The organism is Paenibacillus sp. 1-18 (assembly GCF_000520755.1).
Lineage (GTDB): Bacteria > Bacillota > Bacilli > Paenibacillales > Paenibacillaceae > Paenibacillus > Paenibacillus brasilensis.
In genome coordinates this window covers 1-25240 of record NZ_ASSB01000231.1, presented here as the reverse complement: position 1 = coordinate 25240, position 25240 = coordinate 1, and the positions used below count along the sequence as shown (strand labels likewise).

Below are 25240 nucleotides of genomic sequence, written 5' to 3'. Positions count from 1 at the left end.
GCCCAGCCATAACGGAAGGAATGACGAGGATTGCACTGCCGATTGTAAATAAAATCGTGAAGATCAACAATTGACGTGGAGAAATTTTGACTGAATTGGGCATTATCTTCACCTACCTTACTTTTATTGGTCTGACACTGACTTCTTGGCCCACAGCTTTTTTAGATAACCACATGGTAGCCATGATCGCTTCAATGCGCTGTAGAAAATGGCCAATACTGATTTTTTTGGCTAACGCGTAGCTTGGATATATGTTTCTTCCCTGTTATGTCAGGGCCTAGCACCAATATAGCTAATGCAACGATCACGACCAATATCAATCCGCCAATCATGCTCCCTATGAGAAAAGCTTTGCGGGCCTGATCAGAACGATTTACAGAGGCCGGGAAAATCATTAGCAAAACGATATGAGGCAGATACGCAGTGCTGATAAAGGTCAGGACAGCAGGCCAGATAGGTCTGAATCCCGCCTTCAGCACAGGTTGTATGTTTTCCAGCTTAATATTGGACACCACCAAACCCGTAAAAGAAATGTAAAGCAGGATAAATAACGGAAACAATATCTCCGCAGAACGGGCCAGCACCTCCAATCCCAGACGAACAGCCATCATTATAATAAGCGCAAAAAGGAAAGCCCGGACCCAACCCCGACAAGCGTGGCAATCCATGCATCCTGTTTGGCTACAAGCGCCATGCCTGAAGGGATGATGAGAATTGTACTTCCTATTGTAAATAGAATTGTTAAGATCAACAGCTGACGTGCGGAGATTTTGATCTGTCCAGGCACCGCTTTCACCTCGTTTTATTTAATTAATCCAATATGGATTAAGAAATCGCTGAATGGTTTATATATGACTGTGATCCACTCCAAAGGAGTGGGGACTGTCCAGGCTAATATCTTGACGCTGCTGATCCCGACTCCAAGTAGAAGGAGGATGGAAAACAACCACAACTCTTTTTTTAACCCCTTTTTCCACATGTAGGGGACCTCTAACAAGCAGATCACAGCAGCAACCAGCAATATTCCCAGCACGCTTACCATACGAGACAGCATTACTCAGCACCTTCTTTTCCGTGATAGTAGTATAGGGGCAGATCCCCGCGCGGGAATCTACTCCTTAACATCGTTCAGAAATGAGCTGCCAATTGTACCCAAGCGCCGAAGCTTGAAATCGACCTTGATATTTACGGGCAAATCTGCAAAATGCTCACTGCTCCAATTTTTTTTCAGTGTATTCCACGCCTTTGGGTCAGCACGGTGAATGGCTTCACCGAATCCGAAAATGTCAGCTTTGTACGATTTTTGAGCTTTTCTGATGGCCGATTTCATAACCTCTTCTATCTTTTCTTCCTCTTTCTTCTCAATGTCATAAATCGTGCTCACATTGGTCAGATCCAGATGAGGACACTCGACTTCTCCCACGTTGGCTTCAACCCGCATTTTAATATTGATTTGGGGCTCTCCCCTGTAGAATCTTCCTTTTACAGTGGTTTGGGTCCGAATAATCTCTGAGATAACCTTGCCGCCTTGAGGACAGGTTACAAAACCAACGGAGCTTTTTACTTTACCGGTAATAAAGTTGTAGCCTTTACTTTCATCTTCGTTTAACCAGCCGATTAACTTGTCTTTTTTGAACACAGCCAGTCCTGAATACTCTAATCGGGTGTGGGGGGCGATCTTTTCGACATTGTCTTTTCTCTCCCCCGCTTCTTTATTGCCAATGATCCGAAGTCCTGTCATGACAGGCTCTGTTCCTTCACTGGTAAGAGCCGCAATCAATTCATCCAAGGTTACGGTCATACTGGGTGACCAGTTTTTTTCAGATATATCCAAGGAGGAGAACAAGTCATTCGCCGGGATCGGGTCCAAAGGCGTCAAGATTTTCAGTATATCCTCTGCACTTGTGTCCTTTGACAATACTAAGTAGAAGTCGGTGCGGAAATGATGATCTCTTGACAGAAGATCAAGAGCTTTTGCCATTCCGTCCGTGGCCATAGATTCCCCAATCACACATATGCGAAGGTGGGAAAAATAGATTTTCCGTGGACTTATTTTCGTCATTTTTCGAACGGCCTCAAATATGGTCTCGGCTTTGGCTGTATATAACGTGGTAGGAGCCCGGCCATCTCCTCCACTTTTAGCTGACACCTGACCTGGATCTACGACTTGGACGGAAACCTGAAATTGATCGCCCTGCTTATCAATTCCCATACCGACGGCGATGGCAAGCTCATTCAATTCCGTGCGATTCCAACAACCAGTGAGAAGCAAGGTCATTGTAAGAATCAGGAGCAGACAGGCGGCCTTCCGTTTCACGATTTTCGACTCCTTTCTATTTGTGCCACCTCTCTATTTCATTCCCGTGATTTTCGGGGCGGGGTACTGTTTCGGCGTTTCACGTTCTTCTGGTTGATTAACCTGGGACGGGAAATCATCATCCAGTGAGGGAGCCGAAATAAGGTATCCTTGGTGTCTGACGGAATTAGAGGCGCAAGAGGGGTCATATATGGAACGCCAAACGAACGAAGGCTGCACATATGCAAAATAAGGGCAATGCATCCGACGATAATTCCGAACAATCCGAATGAGGCAGCAAGCCCCATCAGAGGAAATCGCAGCATACGAAAGGCAATGGACATATTATAGGCAGGGAGAACGAAGCTGGAAATCGCCGTAATGGCTACGACAATGACCATCGCCGCTGATATAATCCCGGCTTGGACAGCTGCTTGTCCGATGACAAGTGTCCCTACGATGGAGACGGCCGCTCCGATATACTTGGGCATGCGGACACCGGCTTCCCGCAATATTTCAAAGGTCAGTTCCATCATGAGCGCTTCAATAAAGGCAGGGAAGGGAACGGCTTCCCGCTGTGCAGCCAGCCCGATCAGCAATGGAGTTGGCAGCATTTCCTGATGAAACGTAGTGATAGCCACATATAAGGATGGGCCCAGCAGGGAAATAAAGACTCCAATGTAGCGAAGAAACCTTATGAAGGTGCTGATGTCCGCACGTTGATAATAGTCCTCAGCGGCCTGCAGGAAGGAAACAAACAGTGCAGGTACGATAAGCACATAGGGGGTTCCATCCACCAGAATGGCAATTTTCCCTTCCAAAAGCCCGGCGGCGATGACGTCCGGGCGTTCGGAGTTGTACACGGTCGGAAAAGGGGTGAAGGTTTCATCCTGAATCAACTCCTCGATATACCCGCTTTCGAGAATGCCGTCAACATCAATACGATTCAGGCGCTCGTGCACCTCTGTGACCAGCTTATCGTTCGCGATCCCCTTGATGTACATGACTGCCACATCGGTCTTGGTTACGCGGCCGATTTGTTTGGTTTCCAGCCACAAGTTCGGGTCTTTTATTTTTCGCCGGACCAAGGCCGTATTTGTGCGGAGTGTCTCTGAAAATCCCTCCCGCGGCCCGCGAACGACGTTTTCAGAAGCAGGCTCTGTAACCCCTCGATCCTTCCATCCCCGCGCGCTGGCTACGATTCCCTGTGTCTGACCATCAATTAAAATGACTGCATCTCCGGACAATAGCGCGTTATATAGGTTTTCAAAGTCGGTGATATCATGGATATCTCCGATGGTCAGTGCGTAATCCTTTAAAATCTGCAGCACATTGGAGGACAGTTGAATTCTGTCGTTCACGTCCTCAGGCAGGCTGTTATCCAACATCATCGACTCCATGATGAAATCGGAGACTATATTTTTATCCGCCAACCCGTCGGTATAGAGCATCGCGATAATTTGGTCTCCGTCCTTGCCGATGCAAACTTCTCTGATAATGATATCGGTGCTGTTACCCACGGTTTGTCTGATCTGCTGAAGGTTTTGTCCAAGATTTGCACTGATCGGTTCCCTTGAATGTGCAGGCTGATTTTCTGCGTTCTGAACAGGCAATTTATTGAACTTTTTATGGGTGCTTCTCTTTCGAAAACGCATGAATGTTCTCCCTCTCCTTGAGGATACTTTTTAATCCAGTATGGACGTAGGAGGCTCCTGATAAACTTATTGCTGGAATTTTGAGGGGGAGGAAGGGAAGGAGGGAATATGAAAAAACCTCCTTCACAGGAGTGAAAGAGGTTTACGCATCTACAACCATTACAATTTAGGATTTTTCCTATGTTGGTTGTCGTTAGGCTGACTGTCTTGGCAAGTGAATACAATCAGGATAATCGTACCCACAACCGGAATTAAGGCAATTAAAATCCACCATCCGCTTCTGCCTGTGTCGTGCAGTCTACGGGCCGTAACGGCCAGAGATGGCAACAGGACAGCCAAAGAATAAATGTAAGTCAATATCGGTGTTAGGCCAAAGAGACCGTCGATTAAACCGATTATAAAACTTGCGATTACGTTGAACAGAACAAACATCCAGTATTCTGTACGTCTTGCTCTACCTTGGAATCCCACATAGTTTTGTAATCCTTTTAAATACCATTGCATATATTTTCACCTCCTCAAAAATTTAAAGATTTTCAAAATTGTTCTTTTAGATATATCGACAGGAAAGATATAGAATTTTACTTGTAAAGTTATAACTATAAAAATTTACATATCACAATACATTTATTAACATTAATAATTAAATAAATAATTTGTAAAAATATAAAATTGCATATTGAATTTCCTATATCCATTACATAATATAAAGGTACGATTAACCACAAGGTTTGGATGGGCCCTCTTAACAGAAGAGCTTTATTTTTTTGATAAATTTGAAAGCGCTTTTATTAATATTGGAGGTGATTATCAACAATGAATTAAAAGACCGTTTTACTTCATAGCGCCTTAGTTTATCAGGTATGTTCAAAAACGAGAGGAGATTAGTTAATGAAAAAGTTACTTTTTTGAAGGGTAACAGCCGCTTCGCTGGCGGGTGCGCTGTTGTTGCCTGCCTTTTTTGCAGGTGCCGAACAAACGCTTAATCCAGATACAGCTGGACTTCAAGCTGCGGGGCAGATTACCCTTCAAGATCAAAGCCAGGAGAACATTACAATTCAAAGCAAAAAGCCCGTTTCTTTCAAGGAAACCTCCGTACATGATCCATCTATTCTGAAAGTGAAAGATACATTTTACATCTTTGGCTCCCATCTTGCGGCTGCCAAGTCCAAGGACCTCATGAATTGGGATACGATCGCCACAGGAGTAGTAAATGGTAATGCACTGGTTCCTAATGTCAAAGAGGAATTAAAAGAAGCGCTGGATTGGGCGCAGACAGACACGCTGTGGGCGGCGGATGTTATTCAACTGGCCGATGGCAAGTTTTATATGTACTATAACGCCTGCAAGGGCGACTCCCCGCGTTCAGCAATGGGTTTAGCAAGACGAAAAAGCATTTTCTGATTTTCCACTCCCGTTTCCCAGGCAGGGGCGAGCAGTTTGAGGTGCGTGTGCATGAAATGTTTATGAACGCTGACGGTTGGCCTGTAGTTGCTCCTTACCGTTATTCGGGTGATGAAGACTCACTGAAAAAGTTGTCGGAAAAGGATGTCCTCGGTCAATACTCGTATGTAAATCACGGGAAAGAAATTTCGGCCAATATTAAGCAAGCTGTGACCGTTAGCCTGGATAGTGGTGGCAAGCTGTCTGGAGGAGCGACTGGTACATGGAAGCTTGGCACAGGTAACCAGCTGGAGATTACAGCGGATGGTACGAAGTATAAGGGGGTGTTCCTGCGACATGTTGATCCAGACACGGGCCAAAAGACGCTTGCTTTCACTGCACTATCCTCCAAGGGAGTTGCGGTGTGGGGTACATTAAAGTCTGAACTGAAGGCCAGCAAGATCGTGGCTGCTGTGCAAAAGGATCTGAGTCTGGGCGATTTGGGCAATGTTTTATATAATCTGATGCTGCCTACTCAAGCTGCCCAAGGTACTACCATTTCATGGGAGTCCTCACGTCCTGAAAATATTTCCGTGACAGGTGAAGTGTACCGCCCAGCGGCGGGCTCTCAGCCTGCGACGGTCACATTGACGGCGACCATCAAGAAAGACAAAGCAACAGCCAAAAAAAGCTTTATAGCCACTGTACCTGAGCAGGCTCAAGGTCCACAGCTCGCGCGCTATTCATGGACTGAGGATCAAGGGACAACTGTCATAGACAGCACATATAACCATTTCGACGGCAATACCTATGGTGGTGCTGCATGGGACAAGGATGGAAAGCTTGGCGGTGCCCTTGTGCTGGGAAGGATGGCTACGTGCAGCTACCGGCCACGGTCACAGATGCAGACGATTTTACCTTTTCCGCTTGGGTGAACTGGAAGGGCGGTGGAGCCTGGCAACGGATTCTCGACTTTGGGAATGGTCAGTCTCGTCATATGTTTCTGACTCCTTCCCAAGGAAGCGGCGTGCTCCAGTTTACGATTCATGAGGGTGCGGATCAAAGCCTGCTTGCCAAGTCAGCATTGCCTGTAAACCAGTGGACGCACGTATCTGTTACACTGGAGGGAAATACCGGTAAGCTGTATGTAAACGGTGAGGAAGTGGCTGTTAACGACAGGATTACCTTTAATCCAAAAGAGCTGCTGACGAGCGAGGCTTATCTCGGCAAAAGCCGCTTTGCCGCTGATGCTTACTTTAACGGCAGTCTGGATGAGATTCAAATATATAACAAAGCGCTGACAGCAGAAGAAGTTAGAGCATTGTCTGAGCTGTGATTCCTGATGAAGTAATATGAGCCAAACAAGCGCAGGAGACGGGCATTTTTTAAAAAAAGTTCGTCTTCTGCGAAATGTTTTGTGTATTTATTTTTAGTTCACTGGTATAATTAAAGACAACAGTGGATATAATGTTTTAGGTAGGCGTTGATGACTGATTTCGTCAACTGAAAAGATAGCTTGAAATTAATAAAGGACAAGGGCACTCTGCATAATTTAATTTCACCAGTGCTTGCGTTTTCAATACACTTATGGTAATATGAGTATATTGAAATTGTGACCTGAGATTCACATATTGTAGAGGGTTATTGTTTTAGGTTGAAATAACCTTGTGCAATATGTGAATTTTTATTTGTAAAAAATAAAGGTCATATAAATATATTTTGGAGGTAATACCATGCAAACAGGTACAGTTAAATGGTTTAACGCAGAAAAAGGTTTCGGTTTCATCGAAGTTGAAGGTGGAAGCGATGTATTCGTACACTTCTCCGCAATCCAAGGCGAAGGTTTCAAATCTTTGGACGAAGGCCAACGCGTAGAATTCAACGTAGTTGAAGGAAACCGTGGACCACAAGCTGAGAACGTTGTAAAACTGTAATTTAAAATTACAGCCTACTTCAGATGCCCCGAACATAGCGTTTGGGGCATTTGTTTTTATCTGTTTACAAGGGCCGTTTTTGAACTGATTACATCTTTTCGCTTTATAAATCATGAAGAAAGAGGGATGTTTATGTACAATTCACGGAAAAAGCCAATGGATGAGATTCCTGAGGAAATTACAGCTGTCTGGAATTGCGCCAGCGATACGTGCAACGGATGGATGCGGGATAACTTCGCTTTTTCTGTCGAGCCGACATGCCCCATTTGCGGTTCTGCCATGGTGAAGGGCGAGAAAAAGCTGGCTGTATTAAATAATACGAGCTTTAATCATACGAAACAATCCTAAGCGGATATATGTTTGTAGTAAAAGATGCCCCATAGCCACTAACGGCGCTGAGGCGTCTTTTTTACTTTATGAAGAATACTCCGGCTGGCGTTGCCTTTACATATGAATGATCAGGTTTTTCAATTATGACCTGGAGAAGTTGGAGATAGTATGTTCAGCAAGGTGGAATTAAATTCAGGTCGTCCTTCGTAAAATACGCCGTGCCCGCTTCGTTCGAAAGGGATCAGCTTTGATCCGGGGATTCCTTTTTGAGTTTGTATTGCCAGAGGAAAAGGGCAGACTCGATCCAGCTTACCATGTAAAATCCATGTAGGTACGTGTATACACGGTAAATCAGGACGCAAATCAGAATCACGCAGTGAATATAAAGTGCAGGCCATGCTATGAACAGAGGAAGCAAAGCCCTGATCACGTAGCCAGTCCCGAAAGCTTTGGCTGACGGGATTGGCAAACAACAGTTCGCCAAATGAGGTTACCAGTTGCGGACGATCTGTATAGGCTTGTTTGATGAGTTTATCTACCTCTGTGACAGGAGTGCCATAAGGAAAGTTGCTGGTTGGGGTGAACCGTGGCGTGGCTGCTCCGATCAAAATCAGCTGATCAACACCCCATCCCCGGTGCCTGCTTATGTAGCGTGTAACAACAGCTCCTCCCATGGAAAAACCAATCAGCCGAATATGCCCCAGCTGAAGCGTCTGGATTACGGCCAGCAGATCATCAGCCAGTCGATCATAGTCGTAGCCGTGCCATGGTCGATCCGATTTGCCGAACCCTCTAAGATCTACCTGAATACAGCGGTATCCATAGGCAGGCAAAAGGGCAGCCTGATATTCGTACATTCGATGATCCAGCGGCCAGCCGTGTACCATGAGCACAGGGACGCCCTCTCCTATATCCTCAACATATAGCTTGACGCCACGCTCCACCTCAGTATAATATCCCAATCTGTTCACCCCTTTACAAATCACGAAATTTCGTTCTCTCTCACATATATGTAGTTAGAACTCAGCCCATTCGAAAAAGGGATAAGACAGTCGCTAGATGAACATAAAATTTGTTAAAAAATGTATGTCATCCTGCATAGGGATAAGATATAATGATGGGATGAGACAGCAACGGGAGAGTGGAACGATGACACCATCAAAAACTTTAAAATGGATTACAGGCGGGTTGGAGCTGTTTCTGGCCATTCCTGTTTTAGGCGGGCTGATCGTCGTAAATTCCGCTTATACCGTATTGTTCTTTATGTTGATTTTCCATATCGTTGCATTAGTGCTTTCGGTGACTAACAGGGAGCCCTTTTATGGATCGATCTTGGGGATTGTAACCTCGGTTGTTGGGTGGATTCCGATTGTGGGCTGGCTGATGCATTTGCTTTCAGGCATCTTTTTGATGATTACCGCAGCTCAGCCGCCGCGTGATCAGCATCATCGTCGTAATTATTATGATCATTATCGCTACTAGGTTCAATATGTGATCCAAATAAAAAGATCCTGAAGAGCAGGATCTTTTTTATTTGGGAAATTTTTTTATTTAGGAAATCTACCCATGATAACGGTGTTGTAGTACCTGCTATCCGAAAGAAGTTTATCGTTTTTTAATATACCTTCAACTTCAAATCCATGCTTTTTATAAAGTTCAATGGCTTTATCATTGGTTTCCAAAACCTGTAGGGTCATTTTCTTGATATGATTGGAGTCAGCCCAGGAAATGGACGTTCTTAAAAGGTTGGTTCCTATTCCATAGTCCCAGTAATCTTTTAATATGCAGACGCCAAATTCTACTTTATGAGCAAATCTGCTGAGAGCATAACCTTCACACCTGGAAAAACCAACAATTTTATCATGAACTACTGCAACTAAAAACAGGTTTCTGCTACTTTGTGTATCCGTTTCAATGAGCTGCTCAAAGCCCGGCGTATCTATGTATGCTTCTCCTTTCTCTCTATCTAAATTCTCTGTCTCCCCATCAATCAGCAATCGAATTTTGGACAGATTCCTCGCATCCTTATTCGTGGCAGATCTGATCGTATACGTCATGCCTTTCACATTAAATTCCTGTGGACTTATTTTCATTAGGTGCTCCTTGTGGTTGAAACCGGATTCTGGACATACTCCAATCGCTATCCCTTGATCATACTAGTCTATCACATCTGGTCTGATGTACACGAACCCAAAGCCTGTCCCTTGCTGCTGTATGGCAGCAGAGGACAGGCTTTGGGTGTTTCCCGATCCGTACAGGGAAGCCGGATAGAGATTTATTTACATGGAGTGGCAATGTCTAGTTAACAAATGATTCTAATGAATATGGCTTATCGAGCTACAGCTTTTTGGAAGACGGGAGCATTATCTGCTTGAGCATGTCTGGCTTCAGCTTTCACTGGAGCTTTATCTACTTCAGCTTTAGAATGCAACTTCTTTAGCATGATCCTTGGCTGCAACTTCTTTAGCATGATCTTTGAATGCAACTTCTTTAGCACGATCCTTGAATGCATCTTCTTTAGCGCGATCCTTGAATGCATCTTCTTTAGCATGATCCTTGAATTCATCCGCTTTAGCATGATCCTTGAATTCATCCGCTTTATCCCATTCTACCGGTGACTTGGACGGTTTAACGCCGTTCACTATATCTGTTACCCTTTGTTCCAGATTAGAGACACGGTGGTTATATTTGGCGTCTGTAATCTTGCCGTTTTGTTTTTCCTCAGACAGTTTTGCTTTCATATCAGAAACTATCACATCAATAACAGAATTCACGCTCACGTCTTGTGCTTTAGCAATTGCTGCGAGTGTTTTACCTGATTTCAACTGTGCCTTCAACTCGCTAGAGGATAATTTCAATACTTCCAGAAGAGCTTTGTGCTCAGCAAAATTTCCCTCTCTGATGACATGCCCGTGAGCGTCGCCATGGTTGTCTGCAATTGAAGCCTTCTCAGGTGTAAATGAAGCAGCATGGGCTGCGCCAGTGGAGTACAGTGCTCCGCCTCCTAAAAATGCCAATGCCATCGTTCCTGCCAAAATCGCTTTCTTAGTGTTCTTCATCTCATTTTCCACCTCGGTTATGGTTTGTTTGGTACGAATACATCATAAGATCTCAACGTGAATACTACCTTAACGCAAGCTGAGCATTTACTGAATGAAATTTGGATGATATGACTAGAAGTTTAAAATATTCTTGTGTTATGTGTATTAGGTGATATAATACACTATATGCACGATAGATGCAGCGGATTAGGGGGAAACACCCATGGAAGAGCAAAGGGTTGGCTCGCTTCGGTTTTTAATTGATTTTAGCCAGCCATTATATGAACAGATATTAAATCAGGTACGAAGCTCCATTGCCAAAGGGGAGATTGAAATGGGAAGCAAAATGCCGTCCGTTCGTGATCTGGCACAGGAATTGCGTATGAATCCGAATACAGTGATGCGGGCCTATCAGGAGCTGGAGCGGGACGGACTGACCGAGAAGCGACGCGGCTTGGGAACCTATGTTACGTCGTCCAGTGAGCGGGTAGACAACTTTCGGGAACAACTGGCCCTGACGTATATAGATCAGTTCCTGGGACAGATGAGCAGTCTGGGACTGTCATGGGAGGATGTACAACGGTATATAGCAAGCAAACAGAACGCGAATGATGAGGAAGGGGGCGAAGGGGCGTGACGGAATCTATTGTGGTTGCGAGTCATCTGACAAAGCTATACGACAGTAAAAAAGCGCTGGACCAATTGGATGTTGTCATTCCGGCTGGACGCATTGTAGGGGTGCTTGGACCCAATGGCTGCGGGAAGTCCAGCTTTTTTCGGGCGATCACCGGATTGATTCATCCGGACGGAGGCAGTCTTGAGGTGCTGGGGCAAAAGCCCGGCTGGGAAACCAACCGTGGCATATCTTACCTGCCTGACCGGGCTCGCTGGTACCCCAATCATACGGTGCAGCAGACACTGGAGTGGGGACAGTCCTTTTTGCCCGGCTTTAATATGAAGGATGCGCATAAGCTGGCTGATCATATGGACGTGGAGCTGGAGTTGAAAATGGCCGGGTTGAGCCGCGGGCAGGAGGCACGTGTGCTGCTGGTTTTGTGCTTGGCGCGTGAGGTTCCGCTTATAATCCTTGATGAACCGTTTGCTGGCATTGATGTCCTCTCCAGAGAAGCAATCGTGGCTGGTATTATTGATTATTTGGAGGATCGGCAGCAATCCATACTCATGAGTACGCATGATATTCAGGAAGTGGAAGGCTTATTTGATTACACGGTGATGATGGACCGCGGGCGGGTGATATGGTCCGGTGATTCGGATGATTTGCGTGCAGAGCATGGATCACTGAATCAGGTGTTCCGCAATTTGTACAAGAAGGAGTGGAAGGTGTGAATTCATCAGGGCTGTTCAAAGAATTGATACGCCATGAATTACAAAATAAAGGAAGCTGGAGAAAGCAGAGCCGCAGTCGACTGCCCAGATCGTGGAGACTTGTATATTTTTCACTATTTCTAATTGCGGCGTTCGTTATTTCCTTGTACTTTGTGCTTCACAACCAACTCGAATTGACAAGGCTGTGGTATGTCACTCTGGGCTTGCCGTACATGATTATTTTCATGGGTGTGGGAAGTCTGAGAAGTGAATGGGATAATGACACCTACGGATGGTGGCTGACCCTCCCCTATCCGCGCATGTGGCTGATTAGCGCCAAATGGATCGCTGCTATTTTACAAGCCGTAGCCGTGATATTGTTCCTGTTTGTGGTAGGTTCTCTGTACGCGCTGTTCATCTCATCAACCATCCAGCCTTATACGTTTGCGGATGCAGCGTCCTTTATTATAGCTGGATTGAACTGGTTTGTGATGATTATCGCTTTCACACCGTTTGTTATTGCGCTGGGTCTGCTGACGGTCAGTACCAAATACAGCACTTTGCGGCCGATTAGCCCGATACTGTGGATTCTTTTGATGGGTGGCGGGAGTGTCTTTTATTGGTCAAACGATCAATGGCTTCAATGGATTCATGGGCAGTTTGATCATGTTAAGACAGAGCAATGGTTTCCTTTTACCTGGCATTTCCCGGTTGCGGTGTTGATCAGCTGGGTTGCTGCATACGCATTAATCCGGCTGAACGCTTATTTGCTGGAGAAAAAACTGTCGATTTAGCATAGACAAATTACTATATATTAGAGAGGGATTTTCACCATGACGAAGATATTCATATATGCATTGATGGCTGTTCTGGTGGGGCTGATGATCTGGCTGAGAACCAAAAGACGAGGGGGGCCGGTAAAAGGAAACGGAATCCGGATTCTGCTTCCCTTGTTTATCGCATGCCCGGCTATGATGGTATCTGTATATCAATTAATGCATATTCCCGGTCAGACGCATGCGCTTCCCGCCTTTTGGGAGCTGCTGGTCGCCGGGCTGATAGGAGCTCTCTTTGGCTATGTCATCCTGCTGCATACGGCGTATGAAAGACGGGATGACGGTCTTATTTATCCCAAGCCGAACCAATATTTTAAATACATTATTATCGCCATTATTTTGATTCGCGTCGTTTTGACCCAGTACCTCAGCAGTTTGGGTACGAGCGAAATTAGCCTGCTGGCGATTACGATGGCGCTGGTATATATCTCAATCTGGCGAATTGGGAGCTTCATCAAGTTTCGGAGAACGTTATCGGTATAACGCAATAACGATATAACTATGTAAAGAAGCGGGATTCCTGTTCACAAGCATACCTTTGCTTGGCGATCGGACCCGCTTCTGCACAGCTTCATCATAAATTCATTTGTCAGCAAGTTATCATACATTGTTATTGCTCCACATATCCTTTATTCTAAGGTTGTGGCTTGCTGTTTAACGACCACACGTATAAAAGTTTGAAGGGAGGGATATTAAGGTTTCAAAAGATTTAAACGGGGTTTAAAGATAAGGTAGGCGGGAAGAGTTGCTTTTTGTGACTAGCTGTAACTATAATTGTTACATAAAATTACTTTTTTCAATGTTTTATTTCACAAGATGAGAGGGGCTTACATTCATGAAAAAACATACAGTTACTGCCGCGCTCGCTGGGCTGCTCGTGCTATCTTCTGCTGTACCTGCCTTGGCAGCCGAGGTAAAACCGGCTACAGGTATCCAGGTTTGGGTAGATGGCAAAAAAGAGGCTTATAAAATTGCGCCTATCGTGAGAAATCAGCAGGTTTTGATTCCTTTGAGACAATTGGCTACCAGTTTGGGCATTCCGCTGGATTCCAAGCATATTACGTTTAATACTGCGCGTCAAAGTACGACCATTCGTTATGACCAGGCGACGGTTGTGCTGGTGTCAGGCAGTCCGGAAGCGCAAATCAACGGAATTAAGGTACCACTGTCAACCTCGACTATTTTGACTAAACAAGGGATAACTTATGTCCCGGTGGATGTCGTCAAAGAAGCGTGGGGCAAGCAAGTGACTTGGGACCCGGCCAGCCAAACGATACAAATCGGGGTGAGCAATAAGGATAAGGTCGTTGAAATCCTGAAAAGCTTTGAAACCGGAGATACGAAAGCGGCCGAGACCTGGATCAGCAAGGATCAGTACATTCAACACAATCTGAGCGTTCCCAACGGGAGAGATGGCTTGCTGTTGATTAGCCAACTCAAGGGGGCTAATGCACAGGTTGAAATCCAAAGGGTCCTTCAGGATGGCAACTACGTAGCGGTTCACTATAAAGAGTCCATTGCAGGAAAATCAAGCATCGTCTTTGATATTTTCCGTTTCGACAGCAATGGCAAAATCGTTGAGCATTGGGACAATATTCAGGACTCCGCCCCAGCTAATCCAAGCGGACATACCATGATTGACGGAACAACACAAATTACAGATCGCAATCAAACCGAGACAAACAAAACGTTAATCCGCAAATTTGTGGATGATGTGCTGGTTGGCAAAAATCGTGCTGCATTGGAAAGCTATTATAATGGTGATCAATACATTCAGCATAACCCTCTTTTTGGTGACGGAGTATCCAATCTGAAGCAAGCATTCTCCGCAGCGGGAAGCCAGGGAGCTTCCTTTGGATATGATCAGGTTCATATGGTCATTGGAGAAGGCAACTTCGTGCTGGTTGTGAGTGAAATCAAATCGCCAAACGGAAGCTCGGCTGGTGTCTATGATCTATTCCGTGTAGAGAATGGCAAAGTCGCAGAGCATTGGGATGTAGTTCAGGATGTTCCAGCTAAAGCAGAGTGGAAAAATACGAACGGAAAGTTTTAAACATACGCTTGTAGTAGAGCGTGCAAGAGCATAACCCAAAGAACTTCCCACCCGCATTCTGGGGCTGTGGAAGTTCTTTTCATTACATATTTTGCTGACCTTGGGGGATACATACTGCACCTGCGGATTCTCTTTGGACAAGCGTAACATACAAACGTTCATGGTCCACTTCTTCCCCTGCAATGATTTTGAGAACCTGCTCGGCAGCCACAGCGCCCCATTTGCGCTTGGAGTAATCAATAGTAGTCAGGCGGGGCTGAATATATTGTGTCAGCTCAATATTATCAAAGCCGACGATATGAATATCCTTGCCGATCGTCAGCTCTGACTGAGCCATTCGATTGTAAAAGCCTACGGCCATTTCATCATTGAGGCAAAAGACGGCTACAGGTCCCGAATCCGGACTGACATGCTGCTGCAAAATCATCTCGGCCGCCTGCTCGCCGCCCGATTTCTCAAAATTGCCACGGATCTCGATCAATTCGGCGATGCCGCTCCGTTCAATGGTTTGCTTGACCGCCTGCATCCGTTGCCATGAATCGTAAGAACCGTCTGGTCCAGTGACAACATACAGCTTGCGGTGTCCCAATTCCAATAGATGCTCCACCGCGAGTGCGGCACCCGCTTTGTTATCCAGCAGCACCTGATTAATGTTAGGGTGACTCAGTTCACGGTCCAGTACGACAATTTTATGTCCTCGCTCGGCGTAGCTTAGCAGTTCCTCACTATCAAACGTCTGATCCAGCACGATGGCGCCGTCGATCATGCGCTCCGGCAGCATACGGTGTGATTGCTTGCCGCTGCATACGATGAGGTCATATTCTTTACGGTTCAAAATTTCCTTGATGCCGTACAGTAAATCTCCATAAACGTCTCCACGAAAATCAGTCAGGAAAACGCCAATAATTTTGGTTTGCCTTTTCTTGAGATTACGTGCGGCGGCATTTGGCACATAGTTAAGCTCTTTGGCAATCGCCAAGATGCGTGCGCAAGTCTCTTCCGTTACCTTATCGCTGCCGTTCAAAGCATATGAAACAGTGGATATGGAAACGCCCGCCTGTTTGGCGATGTCTTTAATGCTGACCACATCGTCCCCTCCTGTTCGTTTGTCTCTATTTTTTCGTTATTAACCACAAATCTATTTAAAAAATCGTAGCCCTACAGGTAAGCAGCAAAGGGCGATCCCGCAAGATCGCCATCGCTTTGTTGCCTATGCCTGATTTATAAAACAATCTCCAGACGGTGTACACCATCATGATCTGTCAGCGCCTGCTCGAAGGTGTCACGCTTGATGCGCATGCCACCGGAGCGGTAGCGATTACCGTCGGCGGGCTCACTCTCCAGTGGCCTTCCGTTCAATACTGCACGTCCTTGCTCACCGCTATGATGCTTTTGCAGCAGGCGGTAAACAAAGGTGATCGGTTTCCCGGCAAAGGAAAATTCAAATTCCAATCCGTCAAGATCGTCCGGCAGTACAGGGTCCAAAATCAGGTCCTCACCCGACTGGCGAATACCCAGAACATTCGAAATGAGCTGATTCATGTAGATTCCCGGGCCGCTGGAGTAAATTCTCCAGCCGCCTTTGACAGGTACGGCTCCTGCACGCAGTTCATCAAACCGTTCCTGCGCTTCATAACGGTTATTGAATTTGCCGTCCGAGCTGCTGAAATAGGCATTGCTCTGACGCCATTCAGCGTTCGGTACGGACATGCGGATGCCAACCGGATTGATGAGCTTCAGGCTGTGCCAGGCGTCATCTTTGCGACCCAGCTTGGCCATCGCCTCCACGAAGCGGATATGGGCATGCACATATTGCAGCCCAACCTCACGGCCGAAGTTGGCCGCTTGCTCTGCGCGCTTGAAGTGCGAGCTAACACCGCCATCGTATTGCGCTGGGCGGTTCATCAGGCGCACGCCATCCGGGCAGAGGAACTGCTCGCGGATGAGCTGTTCGTGAGCCAATGCTTGCTCGGGCGTGAGCAGCTGGCTGATCATGCTGCGTGTCATCGGCAGCAAGCGGTAGTGAATACCCGTCTCGGTGTCGGACGGATGAAGCATCAGCTTGGGCTGGCCAGGCTCCTCCATATATACAAAGCCTGGGATAATACCGCTTTCCAGCATATAGCGGTTAAAATCCTTCCGGATGCCTTCGGCCATTTGGTGCAGATCGTGGGCAATTGTATCTGCTTCGTTGACGACACCTGCTGGCGCCTCTTCCAAGGCAGTAGCAAAGTTGCTAATCACCTGATAGGTGAGGGCAACCGTCCAACTGCTCGCCATGTATTGCTTCAACTGGGCGTTGGCTGGCTGGAGCGTGTCATCCCAATCGCCGTCGCCGTAGGCCGACAGATGCGTGTCATGAAGGAAATTCACCCGAATATACTCGATTTCCTTCTTTGCATGCTCCATGAGGGTCGCGGTCTGCTTGGAAAAATCGAAAGAATGCCGATGGGTGTAGGGTACATTTTCTTCCAGAATACTGTAATCCCGGGTCGCGGTCAAATAATCACCGAGTACCTTGAGCGGCCAGACGATAATATCGCCATGGCTTTCTTCCTGCTGTACGCGAGTATAGTTGTCGAACATAAACCATTGCGGCCAGTTACCGCTATCCTCGTACTGATGGCTGAATACAGTCAACAAAATGGAACGGACCTCATCATACTTTTGTACGGCTGAGAAATATTCTACCGGTCCCTGACATACGTCACGTGTTCCCCATGCTGCACCGCCATATTGCTCCAGACCATGAGGTACGGAGTAGTGGACGAGCATATTGTGGGTATACCACCAGGCCACCGCATTCACACGGAATAGCTCGCTGGTTTCCTGACCGCCCTGTGTCAGATGGAAGCCGTTCATAAGCTCGGCAAAGTATTGCCGATAGCGCTCACGCTCGTCTTCAAAGGGCACGTGGCGCTTCCTGCGCGCCTGGTCTTTCCCGGTTGAGCGGCCCTGCAGCCAGCCCTGCACGGTGCAGGTCCATTCACTGCTGTCGCCCAGCTTCAGCACGACCAGAGATGGATCGGGGCAGACAGCACCCTGCAGCAGTGTGCGAGCGTCGCTCACTTGTTGTAGCGGAGCACCTTCTACCTGCATACGGTACAGCAGGTCCGGATAGGCTTCGGCGCTCGGTGAAGCGGAATCTGCCCGGAAGAGCAGGGCGTCACCTTCGCGTTTCATATGAAATGGAAGCTCATATTCGTTCACATGCATAGATAGCTGCTGAGTCACGAGGAACGGATAGGCTTTGCCGCTTGCAGAGCGCACGTGCAGCCGTACTTCCAGCGTATCGGCGTTCGTATGGTTTGTAATGACGAGCGTATCGTCAGCGGTCTTGTAATACCAGCGTACATAGTTAAAGCCAATCTCGAACAGGGAAGGCATCGTGAGCAGACGGTATTTCCCTTCGATTCCGACATAGATACGCTGACCGGATGTTTTGGGAATGTTAAGCGCATTACGCGCGTTTGTGATCATTTTGTTGAAATTCGTGTTCCCGATCACGAGCTGTGAATTGAACACTCCATACATATAGGAGGTGGTGGTAATCGTTTCTTCCTTGTCTCCCGTGTAGTGTCCGCCCATTAAAATATGCCCGTGGGGACGTTCTACACGAAGCTCTTTGGATTTGAGTACGACATGCTCATAGCTGTCCGTGAAAAAGGAAAGTAGTGCATTGCCATCCCGTTCTTCCTCCTGCCGCTTCGGGAAAAGCTGTTTCACTTCGGCATCGGTCATGTCCAGTGTGTAGAGCGGCTCACCGATGGCTTGGTCTGGAGCTACACGCCCAGCCTGTAAATCATCTGCGGCATGTACCGGAATGATAGGATCGGAAGCGGTGGCCAGAATGGCAGCGACTTCTTCGCGTGCTTTTGTCACCAGCTCCTGGTACTCCGGCTTCGTCACCGCCGTGGGATGATTCGGCTGGAACAGACCGTAAAAGGTAAAGCGAGCTTCCCCGGCAAGCTTCACCCGCTCGGATTGCAATGCTGTATAGGCAAATTCGTATTGGTACACTTCATTGGCGAGCGAGTCGCGACGCAGGGCTTCCGGCTCGTTCGTTTCTTTGTACGAAAGTCCAAAGAACTGAAATCCGTCTGTCGAGTAGCCGACGGTGCGGGTTAGCGAGCCTTGCTGGATGTAAGGGAATGCCTGACTTTGCGGCTGATTTTGACGCGAGCAAACTGTGTAGCCTCTTTGTTCGTCATGGTAGACGGTATGGTCAATATATTGAGACAAATAAGCTTCATTACTGCGTACAGCAGCGGTATCTGCAATCCCGACATCCTGACCGTACACGATATCTGCTTCAACATCATCGCCCTGTAGGATTACATCCCAGAACCATACTCCAAGACTGCTTAGTGTGAAAGCTACCTGATAGCCTACACCAGCAGTGAAACCTTCCCAAATAATTTGCCGATCCGTCTGCCGGATTACTCCGGGTGAACGAACTCCAAGCAGGGGAGTGATAGTCACGCCGGATGGACGGTACAGTCTCAAGTACAGATTGTTCAGGGAGCCGTCGACTGAATTGGTCAGCAGCTGGTTGATCATGGTTGAGCCGTGAGCGATTTTGTACACATCACCACTGCTCAAAAAGGTAAAGGACAGGTCGCCTGCCCGCAGCAGAATATTTTGATCCAGATTTGTAGTCATCAAAGGGGTCCACCTCACTTTCCTGTTTATTTGACTAACCGAAATCGTCCTTCAGTAGTATCTCGGCTGTTAGGTCCTGTAAAGACGGCAAATTCACCGCTGTCGCTGCCAAAGCTCAGGTCTGCATGATGATAGCGCAATTGAGGCTCGGTCAATGCAAATTCCACTTCCTGGCTTTCGCCTGGGGCAAGCAGAACTTTGCGGAAATCTTTCAGTTCCTTCATCGGACGAACCGTATCTCCGCTGATGTCACGGACATAGAACTGAACGGTTTCTTCGACTGGACGAGTCCCTGTGTTTGTGACCCGCACCTTAACCGTCAGCTCCTGACCGGGTACAAGGGTTTCGCCGGATAGCTGTACGCTGTCATAGGCTACTTTGGTGTAGCTCAGGCCATAACCGAACGGGAATAAAGGTTCGTTCGGTACGTCCAGGTATTGGGACACGTAGCGTTCCTTTGTATTTGGATCTAGCTGAGGACGTCCCGTATTAAAATGATTGTAATACACAGGCACTTGTCCGACCGATTGCGGGAAGGACATCGTCAGACGGCCCGTAGGCTCTGCATCGCCGTACAGCAAGTCGGCAATAGCTGCCCCGCCCTCGCCACCGGGGAACCAGGCCTCCAGTACGGCGTCTGCTTCTTCAATGACACCGTGCAGGTCCAATGGGCGACCATTGAAAAGGACGGCTACGATAGGCTTATTCAGCGTTTTCAGGCGCTTTACCAGCTCCAGCTGGGCTTGTGGCAGGCGAATATTCGAACGACTGCCTGCTTCACCGCTCATATCCGAGCGCTCACCAAGCGCCAGCACGATAACCTCTGCTTGACTGGCGGCTTGCAGAGCTTCTGCATATTGCTCCTCGGTCATGTCTTCTATGGAGCAGCCTGTCGCTACTGTGAGCAGCGAGGAAGCTATTTTCGCTTGGAATCCGTCAACAACACGAATCGCTTCGTCCTGCGAGCCGCTCCAGGACCAAGAGCCGAGGATATCACCGCTCTGTGCAAACGGTCCGATCAACGCAATATGCTGATTGCGCTTCAATGGAAGAGCGGAATCATTTTTGAGCAGTACACATGATTTGATCGCTAATTCCTTGGCAACTGCCCGGTGAGCATCGCAGAACACAACCTCACGTTCCCGCTCAGGGTCCGCGCCGCGCAGCGGATTGTCGAACAAGCCCAGCTTGTGCTTGAGCTTCAACACGCGCATCACCGCTTCATCGAGGAGTGCTTCGTCCAGCTGTCCGCTGCGAACCAGCTCGGGGAGATGCCCGTTATAGCAGGAGGTCATCATTTCGATATCCACGCCTGCCAGCAATGCTTTCTGTGCTGCCTCGCGCTCATCCTCGGCGATGCCGTGGGGGATAAGCTCCTTGATAGCAGCCCAATCCGAGATGAGTACACCATCAAAGCCCCATTCGTCGCGGAGCAAATCGCGCATCAGGCGCTTATTGCCCGTTGCGGCCACGCCCTCTACGGTATTAAAGGATGTCATCACCATTTCGCAGCCTTCATCCAGCGCGGCTTTGTAGGAGGGGAGATAATACTCTCGCAGCTGCCATGCGGATAGATCGACAGTATTGTAATCCCGTCCGCCTTCACCTGCTCCATATGCGGCAAAATGCTTGACACACGCGGCTACCCGGTCCGTATCGTTCGTCAGATCCTTGCCCTGGAAGCCACGCACAAGCGCGCGGGCAAATTCGCTGTTAAGGTATGGATCTTCTCCTGTAGATTCCATGACACGGCCCCAGCGCGGGTCGCGCACCAAATCGACCATCGGTGCAAAAGTAACGTGTATCCCCGACACAGCTGCCTCTTTCGCAGCAATGGTAGCGCTCTCTTCTGCAAGTCGCATATCCCATGAGCAACCCATAGCCAGCGGTATCGGAAAAATCGTTTTGAAGCCGTGTACAATGTCTGCCATAATTAGAAGCGGAATGCTCAGCCGATTCTTACTCAAATGGGCCTGCTGAACACGAATCACTTCCTTGGCTCCTGCGAGGCCAAGCACGGAACCGACGTTGTGGACGGTTTCCTCGGTGATACCAAGAGAAGCCATAGGCCCGGTAATTTGGCCTTCTGTTCCAGCATCTTCAAAAAAGGCGCCCACAAGCTGAAGCAGCTGGTCGACTTTTTCTTCAAGCGTCATGCTTTGCAAATAGGAATTTAGCTGTTGTTCCATCATAATCCTCCGTAAGCTGCGTTGGTAGACAGCTTTCTTTTTCAGATTCATGAGATTTTTTGGCGAAAATGGTTTCATAAAAGTGCTGAACAGACTAATAGCTTAGTGTATATGCATAATATTCGGTTGTATTATTAATAGAAACGTTTCTATTGTTGGACTCAGTTGGATTATATACGCTTTCAATTCGAGAGTCAAATCCATATTGGAGGTTGTCTTATGAGAAAAGCAACGTGTTTAAGATGAAATAAGGGCGCGATTTTAGCTGAATAAAAAAATAATATTCTTATTGAATACGGTTTCAATTTGTTCTATAATGACTATCGAAACGTTTCTATTGATGAGTATGGTCCTTGGATTTTGGAACATTATTGCTATAACGGTATGATGTAACCACTGCATGTATTTACTTCTATTTAATCCGTTATCATATTGCGTGATCGGTAAACCGGTCATCTCGGGAGGAATTCGTATGATGAAAAGAACGTTGGGGATCATTTTGACAAGCACTTTGTTACTGGGAGGCGCACTGGCTGGCTGTTCTTCCAAGGATGAGTCATCTGGCAAGGACGCGAACGGAAAAACAACCATCACCCTGTGGGGTATGGGGGCAGAAGGAAAGCTGCTGCCTGAGATTGTGAAGGATTTTGAAAAAGAAAATCCCGATATTCATGTAGAGGTGCAGGCACTGCCTTGGGATAACGCTCACGATAAGCTGCTGACAGCAGTTGCTTCCAAATCCGGTCCGGATGTGGTCCAGCTGGGCACATCATGGGTTCCTGAGCTTGCGTCTGCGGGTGCATTGACGGACATCACCCCTTATATCAGCAAATACCCCGAGCTGGAATCGAAGAATTTCTTCCCGGGTGCTGTGGATACGACAAAATTTGAAGGAAAACCTGTAGGTGTTCCTTGGTATACCGAAACGAAAATTTTGTTCTACCGTTCAGATCTATTGAAGCAAGTCGGATATAATGAAGCACCTAAAACGTGGGAAGAGCTTTCGGACGCTGCTCAAAAACTGGCAGCGCGTGGCAAAGGGAAATATGGTATTGCCATTAATGCGAAGGAGCAGTCTCTGGGCTTTATGTTCGCCCTCCAGAACGGCTCCAAGCTGATTGATGAGCAGGGCAATCCGCTATTTAACCAGCCACCGTTTGTAGAGGCTGTGAAGTATTTGAACACCTTTTTCCAAAATGGCTCCAATGCCCTCGATCTTGGGATAGATTCCGTTCAGGGATTGCAAGGTGATGGTATCGTTCCGATGTTTATCAGCGGTCCTTTTATGATTAGAGAAATCAAGAGCAAAGCACCAGAGCTGGATGGCAAATGGAATGTAGCCGAGCTGCCGGGAAAAGTAAACAACCTGTCTGTTTTGGGCGGGTCGAACCTTTCGATTATGCAGTTTAGCAAGCACCCGGAGGAATCGGCCAAATTCCTGGCTTTCATGAGCAAACCGGAAACCCAGCTGAAATGGATGGAGCTGTCCAGTACCCTGCCTGCTGCTACCAAGTCATGGGACGATGCCAAGCTGAAGAGTGACCCGATGCTGCAAACGATTCGCAAACAGCTCGATCACTCCGCGGCATTACCGCAGCTCGCAGCATGGGAAGAGGTTTCTCAGCAATTCATCAAGAGCTTCGAACGCATTTACCGTGGTCAAGCCGACGTACAGAAGGAAATGGATGACTTTAATCAGCAAGCTGCAAGTATTATGAAAAAATAATGATCCGTATCCGTCATTGTCAAAGGGAGTGAAGGCATGAAAGGAAGCTCGCAGAAGCTTGCGCCATACTTGTTTATCGGTCCCTCCATCATCCTGCTGGCGCTGTTTTCGCTGTTGCCGATTTTACTGGCACTCGTGATCAGCTTCACGGATATGGATCTGTCAGGACTCGTTAATTATGATAGTATTCGCTTTATAGGGCTGGAAAATTATGAGAATGTACTACTAGACCCTTCTTTTTTAAAGTCTATGGGTAATACCCTGTTCTTCGTCATTATCGGTGTTCCGTTGGTGCTGATATTTTCCCTCAGTATTGCGATCCTGATTAATATGGGGAAATCACGTGCTTTCAAAATATTCCGCGTCGTGTTCTATCTGCCGTCCGTAACGAATGTGGTTGCGGTTGCGGTCGTGTGGAGCTATCTGTATAATCCGACGCTCGGATTATTCAACTATGTGCTTGGCCTGGTGAATCTGGGCCCTGTTCCATGGTTGACCGATCCGACCGTGGCGAAAATTTCGCTGATTGTGCTGGCGGTTTGGCGGGGCATAGGCTTGAATATGATTATTTTTATTGCGGCCATTAAAGGGATTCCGGGCTCTTACTATGAGGCAGCTCAGCTTGACGGAGCCAGCACATGGCAGCAAATTCGTTATATTACCCTTCCGCAGCTCCGTTACGCTATTTTCTTCGTGTCCATTACGACGATGATCGGCTGGCTGCAATTTTTCGAGGAACCGTTCGTCATGACCAAAGGGAAGCCGCTTGACGGCACACTGACAGCATCCCTGTTCATTTACAATAACGGCTTCCAATTTAGTAAATTCGGTTATGCCGCGGCGGGATCGTTTATTCTGTTCTTTGCGATCATCGCGGTGACGCTGATTCAGTTCCGTTTGCAAAATAAAGCGGAGTCCTGATAGAGAGAGGTGATGAACGTGAAAACAGCTGTTCAGCAAGTCCGCGCCAATTCGGGCAGTGGTGAAAAAACATTTCAATGGTTCGTGGCGATTCTCCTGACCGTGGGAGGTCTGTTGATGGTGCTGCCTTTTGCGTGGATGATTTTATCCTCCTTTAAGACTGAAGGCGAGGTAACCAAGATTCCTCCGACCATTTGGCCAGAGCATTTCACATTGGAGAATTTTAAAATACTATTTGATAGCATGGCTTTTGGGACCTATTTGACCAATACGCTGGTGATTGTATTAGCTTCCTTTTTTGGATTATTCCTCAACGCCATGGCAGGCTACGGGTTTGCCAAATTCAAGTTTAAGGGCAGAGGTTTTCTATTCTATCTGGTGCTGGCCACGATGATGATTCCAGGGCAGGTAACGATGATTCCCGTGTATTTGATTCTGAACCAGATGGGATTGACCAATACCATGATGGGGATCGTCCTGCCTGGTTTGGTAGGAGCATTTGCCATCTTCCTGTTCCGGCAGTTCATGTCCGATATTCCCGAAGAATTGCTGGAGGCAACGCGCCTGGACGGTGCAGGCGAGTTTCGAACCTTTCTGCAAATTGTACTGCCGATCTCGACGCCGATTTTGGCAGTACAGGGCATTCTGACCTTTATCGGCGGTTGGAACAGCTTCCTGTGGCCGCTCATTATTGCGAACGATGAGAAGCTGTATACGTTGTCCGTGGGACTGTCGTTGCTCAAAGGCCAAAATGAGAGCCAGTTCGCGCTCCAGATGGCAGGCTCGACCTTCATGGTTGTACCGATCATGATCATATTCATTGTTTTCCAAAAGTATATTATCGAGAATTATACGATTTCCGGTATTAAATGACGGCCATAATGGATC

General features: G+C 47.4%; 22 protein-coding genes and 2 pseudogenes. 13 read left to right on the top strand and 11 right to left on the bottom strand.

Features of this window, described 5'->3' with window-relative positions; translation table 11 throughout:
* Positions 1 to 191 precede the first annotated feature (191 nt).
* From L693_RS29305 to L693_RS0114505, 5 genes are all read right to left on the bottom strand, one after another.
* Positions 192 to 611 carry a GerAB/ArcD/ProY family transporter gene (locus tag L693_RS29305; RefSeq protein WP_025717880.1) on the bottom strand — a complete coding sequence of 140 codons (420 nt, stop codon included), beginning with the start codon at positions 609 to 611 and terminating at the stop codon, positions 192 to 194.
* Positions 611 to 787 carry a GerAB/ArcD/ProY family transporter gene (locus tag L693_RS31475; protein WP_231503655.1) on the bottom strand — a complete coding sequence of 59 codons (177 nt, stop codon included), beginning with the start codon at positions 785 to 787 and terminating at the stop codon, positions 611 to 613. The genes L693_RS29305 and L693_RS31475 overlap by 1 nt, the downstream gene beginning before the upstream one ends.
* 324 nt (positions 788 to 1111) lie before the next feature.
* Entirely contained in the window at positions 1112 to 2317 is a 1206-nt protein-coding gene (locus L693_RS0114515; RefSeq protein WP_025717878.1) for a Ger(x)C family spore germination protein, read from the bottom strand.
* A gap of 38 nt (positions 2318 to 2355) precedes the next feature.
* Entirely contained in the window at positions 2356 to 3951 is a 1596-nt protein-coding gene (locus L693_RS0114510; RefSeq protein ID WP_025717877.1) for a spore germination protein, read from the bottom strand.
* Between the two features lie 159 nt (positions 3952 to 4110).
* A complete protein-coding gene (locus L693_RS0114505; protein WP_025717876.1) occupies positions 4111 to 4455 on the bottom strand; it encodes a DUF805 domain-containing protein in 345 nt (114 codons plus the stop codon).
* A 426-nt stretch (positions 4456 to 4881) separates the two neighbouring features.
* On the opposite strand from L693_RS0114505, the pseudogene L693_RS32125 reads away from it, so the two are divergent.
* The 3 genes and pseudogenes from L693_RS32125 (at position 4882) to L693_RS0114480 (ending at position 7616) form a co-directional block, all read left to right on the top strand.
* A pseudogene (locus tag L693_RS32125) lies at positions 4882 to 6670 on the top strand (LamG-like jellyroll fold domain-containing protein).
* A gap of 397 nt (positions 6671 to 7067) precedes the next feature.
* Positions 7068 to 7268 carry a cold-shock protein gene (locus L693_RS0114485; RefSeq protein WP_007428290.1) on the top strand — a complete coding sequence of 67 codons (201 nt, stop codon included), beginning with the start codon at positions 7068 to 7070 and terminating at the stop codon, positions 7266 to 7268.
* A gap of 132 nt (positions 7269 to 7400) precedes the next feature.
* The gene (locus tag L693_RS0114480; protein ID WP_007428291.1) at positions 7401 to 7616 is read left to right on the top strand and encodes a cold-shock protein; all 216 of its coding nucleotides are present in this window, start codon (positions 7401 to 7403) and stop codon (positions 7614 to 7616) included.
* 119 nt (positions 7617 to 7735) lie between these two features.
* Here L693_RS0114480 and L693_RS0114475 read toward each other — a convergent pair whose 3' ends face one another.
* A complete protein-coding gene (locus tag L693_RS0114475) occupies positions 7736 to 8560 on the bottom strand; it encodes an alpha/beta fold hydrolase (RefSeq protein WP_025717872.1) in 825 nt (274 codons plus the stop codon).
* 187 nt (positions 8561 to 8747) lie between these two features.
* Here L693_RS0114475 and L693_RS0114470 point away from each other — a divergent pair, with 187 nt between their 5' ends.
* Positions 8748 to 9080 carry a membrane protein gene (locus L693_RS0114470; RefSeq protein WP_025717871.1) on the top strand — a complete coding sequence of 111 codons (333 nt, stop codon included), beginning with the start codon at positions 8748 to 8750 and terminating at the stop codon, positions 9078 to 9080.
* Positions 9081 to 9145: 65 nt separating this feature from the next.
* Here L693_RS0114470 and L693_RS0114465 read toward each other — a convergent pair whose 3' ends face one another.
* Positions 9146 to 9691, bottom strand: a complete 546-nt coding sequence (locus L693_RS0114465; protein ID WP_025717870.1) for a GNAT family N-acetyltransferase — start codon at positions 9689 to 9691, stop codon at positions 9146 to 9148.
* A gap of 12 nt (positions 9692 to 9703) precedes the next feature.
* On the opposite strand from L693_RS0114465, the gene L693_RS30035 reads away from it, so the two are divergent.
* Positions 9704 to 9904, top strand: coding sequence for a hypothetical protein (locus tag L693_RS30035; protein WP_155983832.1), 201 nt, complete (start codon positions 9704 to 9706; stop codon positions 9902 to 9904).
* 204 nt (positions 9905 to 10108) lie between these two features.
* On the opposite strand, the pseudogene L693_RS0114460 reads toward L693_RS30035, so the two are convergent.
* Positions 10109 to 10657: pseudogene (locus L693_RS0114460) on the bottom strand (hypothetical protein); the annotation flags it as partial.
* Positions 10658 to 10862: 205 nt separating this feature from the next.
* On the opposite strand from L693_RS0114460, the gene L693_RS0114455 reads away from it, so the two are divergent.
* From L693_RS0114455 to L693_RS0114430, 5 genes are all read left to right on the top strand, one after another.
* Positions 10863 to 11276 carry a GntR family transcriptional regulator gene (locus tag L693_RS0114455; protein ID WP_025717868.1) on the top strand — a complete coding sequence of 138 codons (414 nt, stop codon included), beginning with the start codon at positions 10863 to 10865 and terminating at the stop codon, positions 11274 to 11276.
* On the top strand, positions 11273 to 11986 hold the full coding sequence (locus tag L693_RS0114450; protein ID WP_025717867.1) for an ABC transporter ATP-binding protein: 714 nt from the start codon (positions 11273 to 11275) through the stop codon (positions 11984 to 11986). The genes L693_RS0114455 and L693_RS0114450 overlap by 4 nt, the downstream gene beginning before the upstream one ends.
* Complete coding sequence (locus L693_RS0114445; RefSeq protein WP_025717866.1) at positions 11983 to 12759, top strand: ABC-2 transporter permease; 777 nt, start codon at positions 11983 to 11985, stop codon at positions 12757 to 12759. The genes L693_RS0114450 and L693_RS0114445 overlap by 4 nt, the downstream gene beginning before the upstream one ends.
* A 39-nt stretch (positions 12760 to 12798) precedes the next feature.
* A complete protein-coding gene (locus L693_RS0114440) occupies positions 12799 to 13284 on the top strand; it encodes a cytochrome c biogenesis protein CcdC (RefSeq protein ID WP_025717865.1) in 486 nt (161 codons plus the stop codon).
* Positions 13285 to 13636: 352 nt separating this feature from the next.
* On the top strand, positions 13637 to 14854 hold the full coding sequence (locus L693_RS0114430; protein WP_025717864.1) for a stalk domain-containing protein: 1218 nt from the start codon (positions 13637 to 13639) through the stop codon (positions 14852 to 14854).
* Positions 14855 to 14936: 82 nt separating this feature from the next.
* Here L693_RS0114430 and L693_RS0114425 read toward each other — a convergent pair whose 3' ends face one another.
* The 3 genes from L693_RS0114425 to bglX form a co-directional block, all read right to left on the bottom strand.
* Complete coding sequence (locus tag L693_RS0114425) at positions 14937 to 15941, bottom strand: LacI family DNA-binding transcriptional regulator (RefSeq protein ID WP_025717863.1); 1005 nt, start codon at positions 15939 to 15941, stop codon at positions 14937 to 14939.
* Between the two features lie 134 nt (positions 15942 to 16075).
* Positions 16076 to 19516, bottom strand: a complete 3441-nt coding sequence (locus tag L693_RS0114420) for a GH36-type glycosyl hydrolase domain-containing protein (protein ID WP_025717862.1) — start codon at positions 19514 to 19516, stop codon at positions 16076 to 16078.
* A gap of 26 nt (positions 19517 to 19542) precedes the next feature.
* Complete coding sequence (gene bglX, locus L693_RS0114415; protein WP_025717861.1) at positions 19543 to 21705, bottom strand: beta-glucosidase BglX; 2163 nt, start codon at positions 21703 to 21705, stop codon at positions 19543 to 19545.
* A 472-nt stretch (positions 21706 to 22177) separates the two neighbouring features.
* Between bglX and L693_RS0114410 the strand changes: the two genes are divergently transcribed.
* Genes L693_RS0114410 through L693_RS0114400 form a run of 3 tightly spaced genes read left to right on the top strand, consistent with a single transcriptional unit; the run spans position 22178 to position 25225 of the window.
* Entirely contained in the window at positions 22178 to 23431 is a 1254-nt protein-coding gene (locus L693_RS0114410) for a sugar ABC transporter substrate-binding protein (protein WP_025717860.1), read from the top strand.
* A 36-nt stretch (positions 23432 to 23467) separates the two neighbouring features.
* The gene (locus L693_RS0114405) at positions 23468 to 24352 is read left to right on the top strand and encodes a carbohydrate ABC transporter permease (RefSeq protein ID WP_025717859.1); all 885 of its coding nucleotides are present in this window, start codon (positions 23468 to 23470) and stop codon (positions 24350 to 24352) included.
* Between the two features lie 18 nt (positions 24353 to 24370).
* On the top strand, positions 24371 to 25225 hold the full coding sequence (locus tag L693_RS0114400; protein WP_025717858.1) for a carbohydrate ABC transporter permease: 855 nt from the start codon (positions 24371 to 24373) through the stop codon (positions 25223 to 25225).
* Positions 25226 to 25240: the final 15 nt, after the last annotated feature.

What these genes read in the sequence shown, in the direction of transcription:
- L693_RS0114505 (WP_025717876.1), bottom strand. Translation starts at nt 4,455, where the DNA reads ATGCAATGGTATTTAAAAGGATTACAAAACTATGTGGGATTCCAAGGT.
- L693_RS29305 (WP_025717880.1), bottom strand. Translation starts at nt 611, where the DNA reads ATGATGGCTGTTCGTCTGGGATTGGAGGTGCTGGCCCGTTCTGCGGAG.
- L693_RS0114480 (WP_007428291.1), top strand. Translation starts at nt 7,401, where the DNA reads ATGTACAATTCACGGAAAAAGCCAATGGATGAGATTCCTGAGGAAATT.
- L693_RS0114420 (WP_025717862.1), bottom strand. Translation starts at nt 19,516, where the DNA reads ATGACTACAAATCTGGATCAAAATATTCTGCTGCGGGCAGGCGACCTG.
- bglX (WP_025717861.1), bottom strand. Translation starts at nt 21,705, where the DNA reads ATGGAACAACAGCTAAATTCCTATTTGCAAAGCATGACGCTTGAAGAA.
- L693_RS0114470 (WP_025717871.1), top strand. Translation starts at nt 8,748, where the DNA reads ATGACACCATCAAAAACTTTAAAATGGATTACAGGCGGGTTGGAGCTG.
- L693_RS0114465 (WP_025717870.1), bottom strand. Translation starts at nt 9,691, where the DNA reads ATGAAAATAAGTCCACAGGAATTTAATGTGAAAGGCATGACGTATACG.
- L693_RS0114410 (WP_025717860.1), top strand. Translation starts at nt 22,178, where the DNA reads ATGATGAAAAGAACGTTGGGGATCATTTTGACAAGCACTTTGTTACTG.
- L693_RS0114430 (WP_025717864.1), top strand. Translation starts at nt 13,637, where the DNA reads ATGAAAAAACATACAGTTACTGCCGCGCTCGCTGGGCTGCTCGTGCTA.
- L693_RS0114405 (WP_025717859.1), top strand. Translation starts at nt 23,468, where the DNA reads ATGAAAGGAAGCTCGCAGAAGCTTGCGCCATACTTGTTTATCGGTCCC.
- L693_RS0114440 (WP_025717865.1), top strand. Translation starts at nt 12,799, where the DNA reads ATGACGAAGATATTCATATATGCATTGATGGCTGTTCTGGTGGGGCTG.
- L693_RS0114510 (WP_025717877.1), bottom strand. Translation starts at nt 3,951, where the DNA reads ATGCGTTTTCGAAAGAGAAGCACCCATAAAAAGTTCAATAAATTGCCT.
- L693_RS0114455 (WP_025717868.1), top strand. Translation starts at nt 10,863, where the DNA reads ATGGAAGAGCAAAGGGTTGGCTCGCTTCGGTTTTTAATTGATTTTAGC.
- L693_RS0114485 (WP_007428290.1), top strand. Translation starts at nt 7,068, where the DNA reads ATGCAAACAGGTACAGTTAAATGGTTTAACGCAGAAAAAGGTTTCGGT.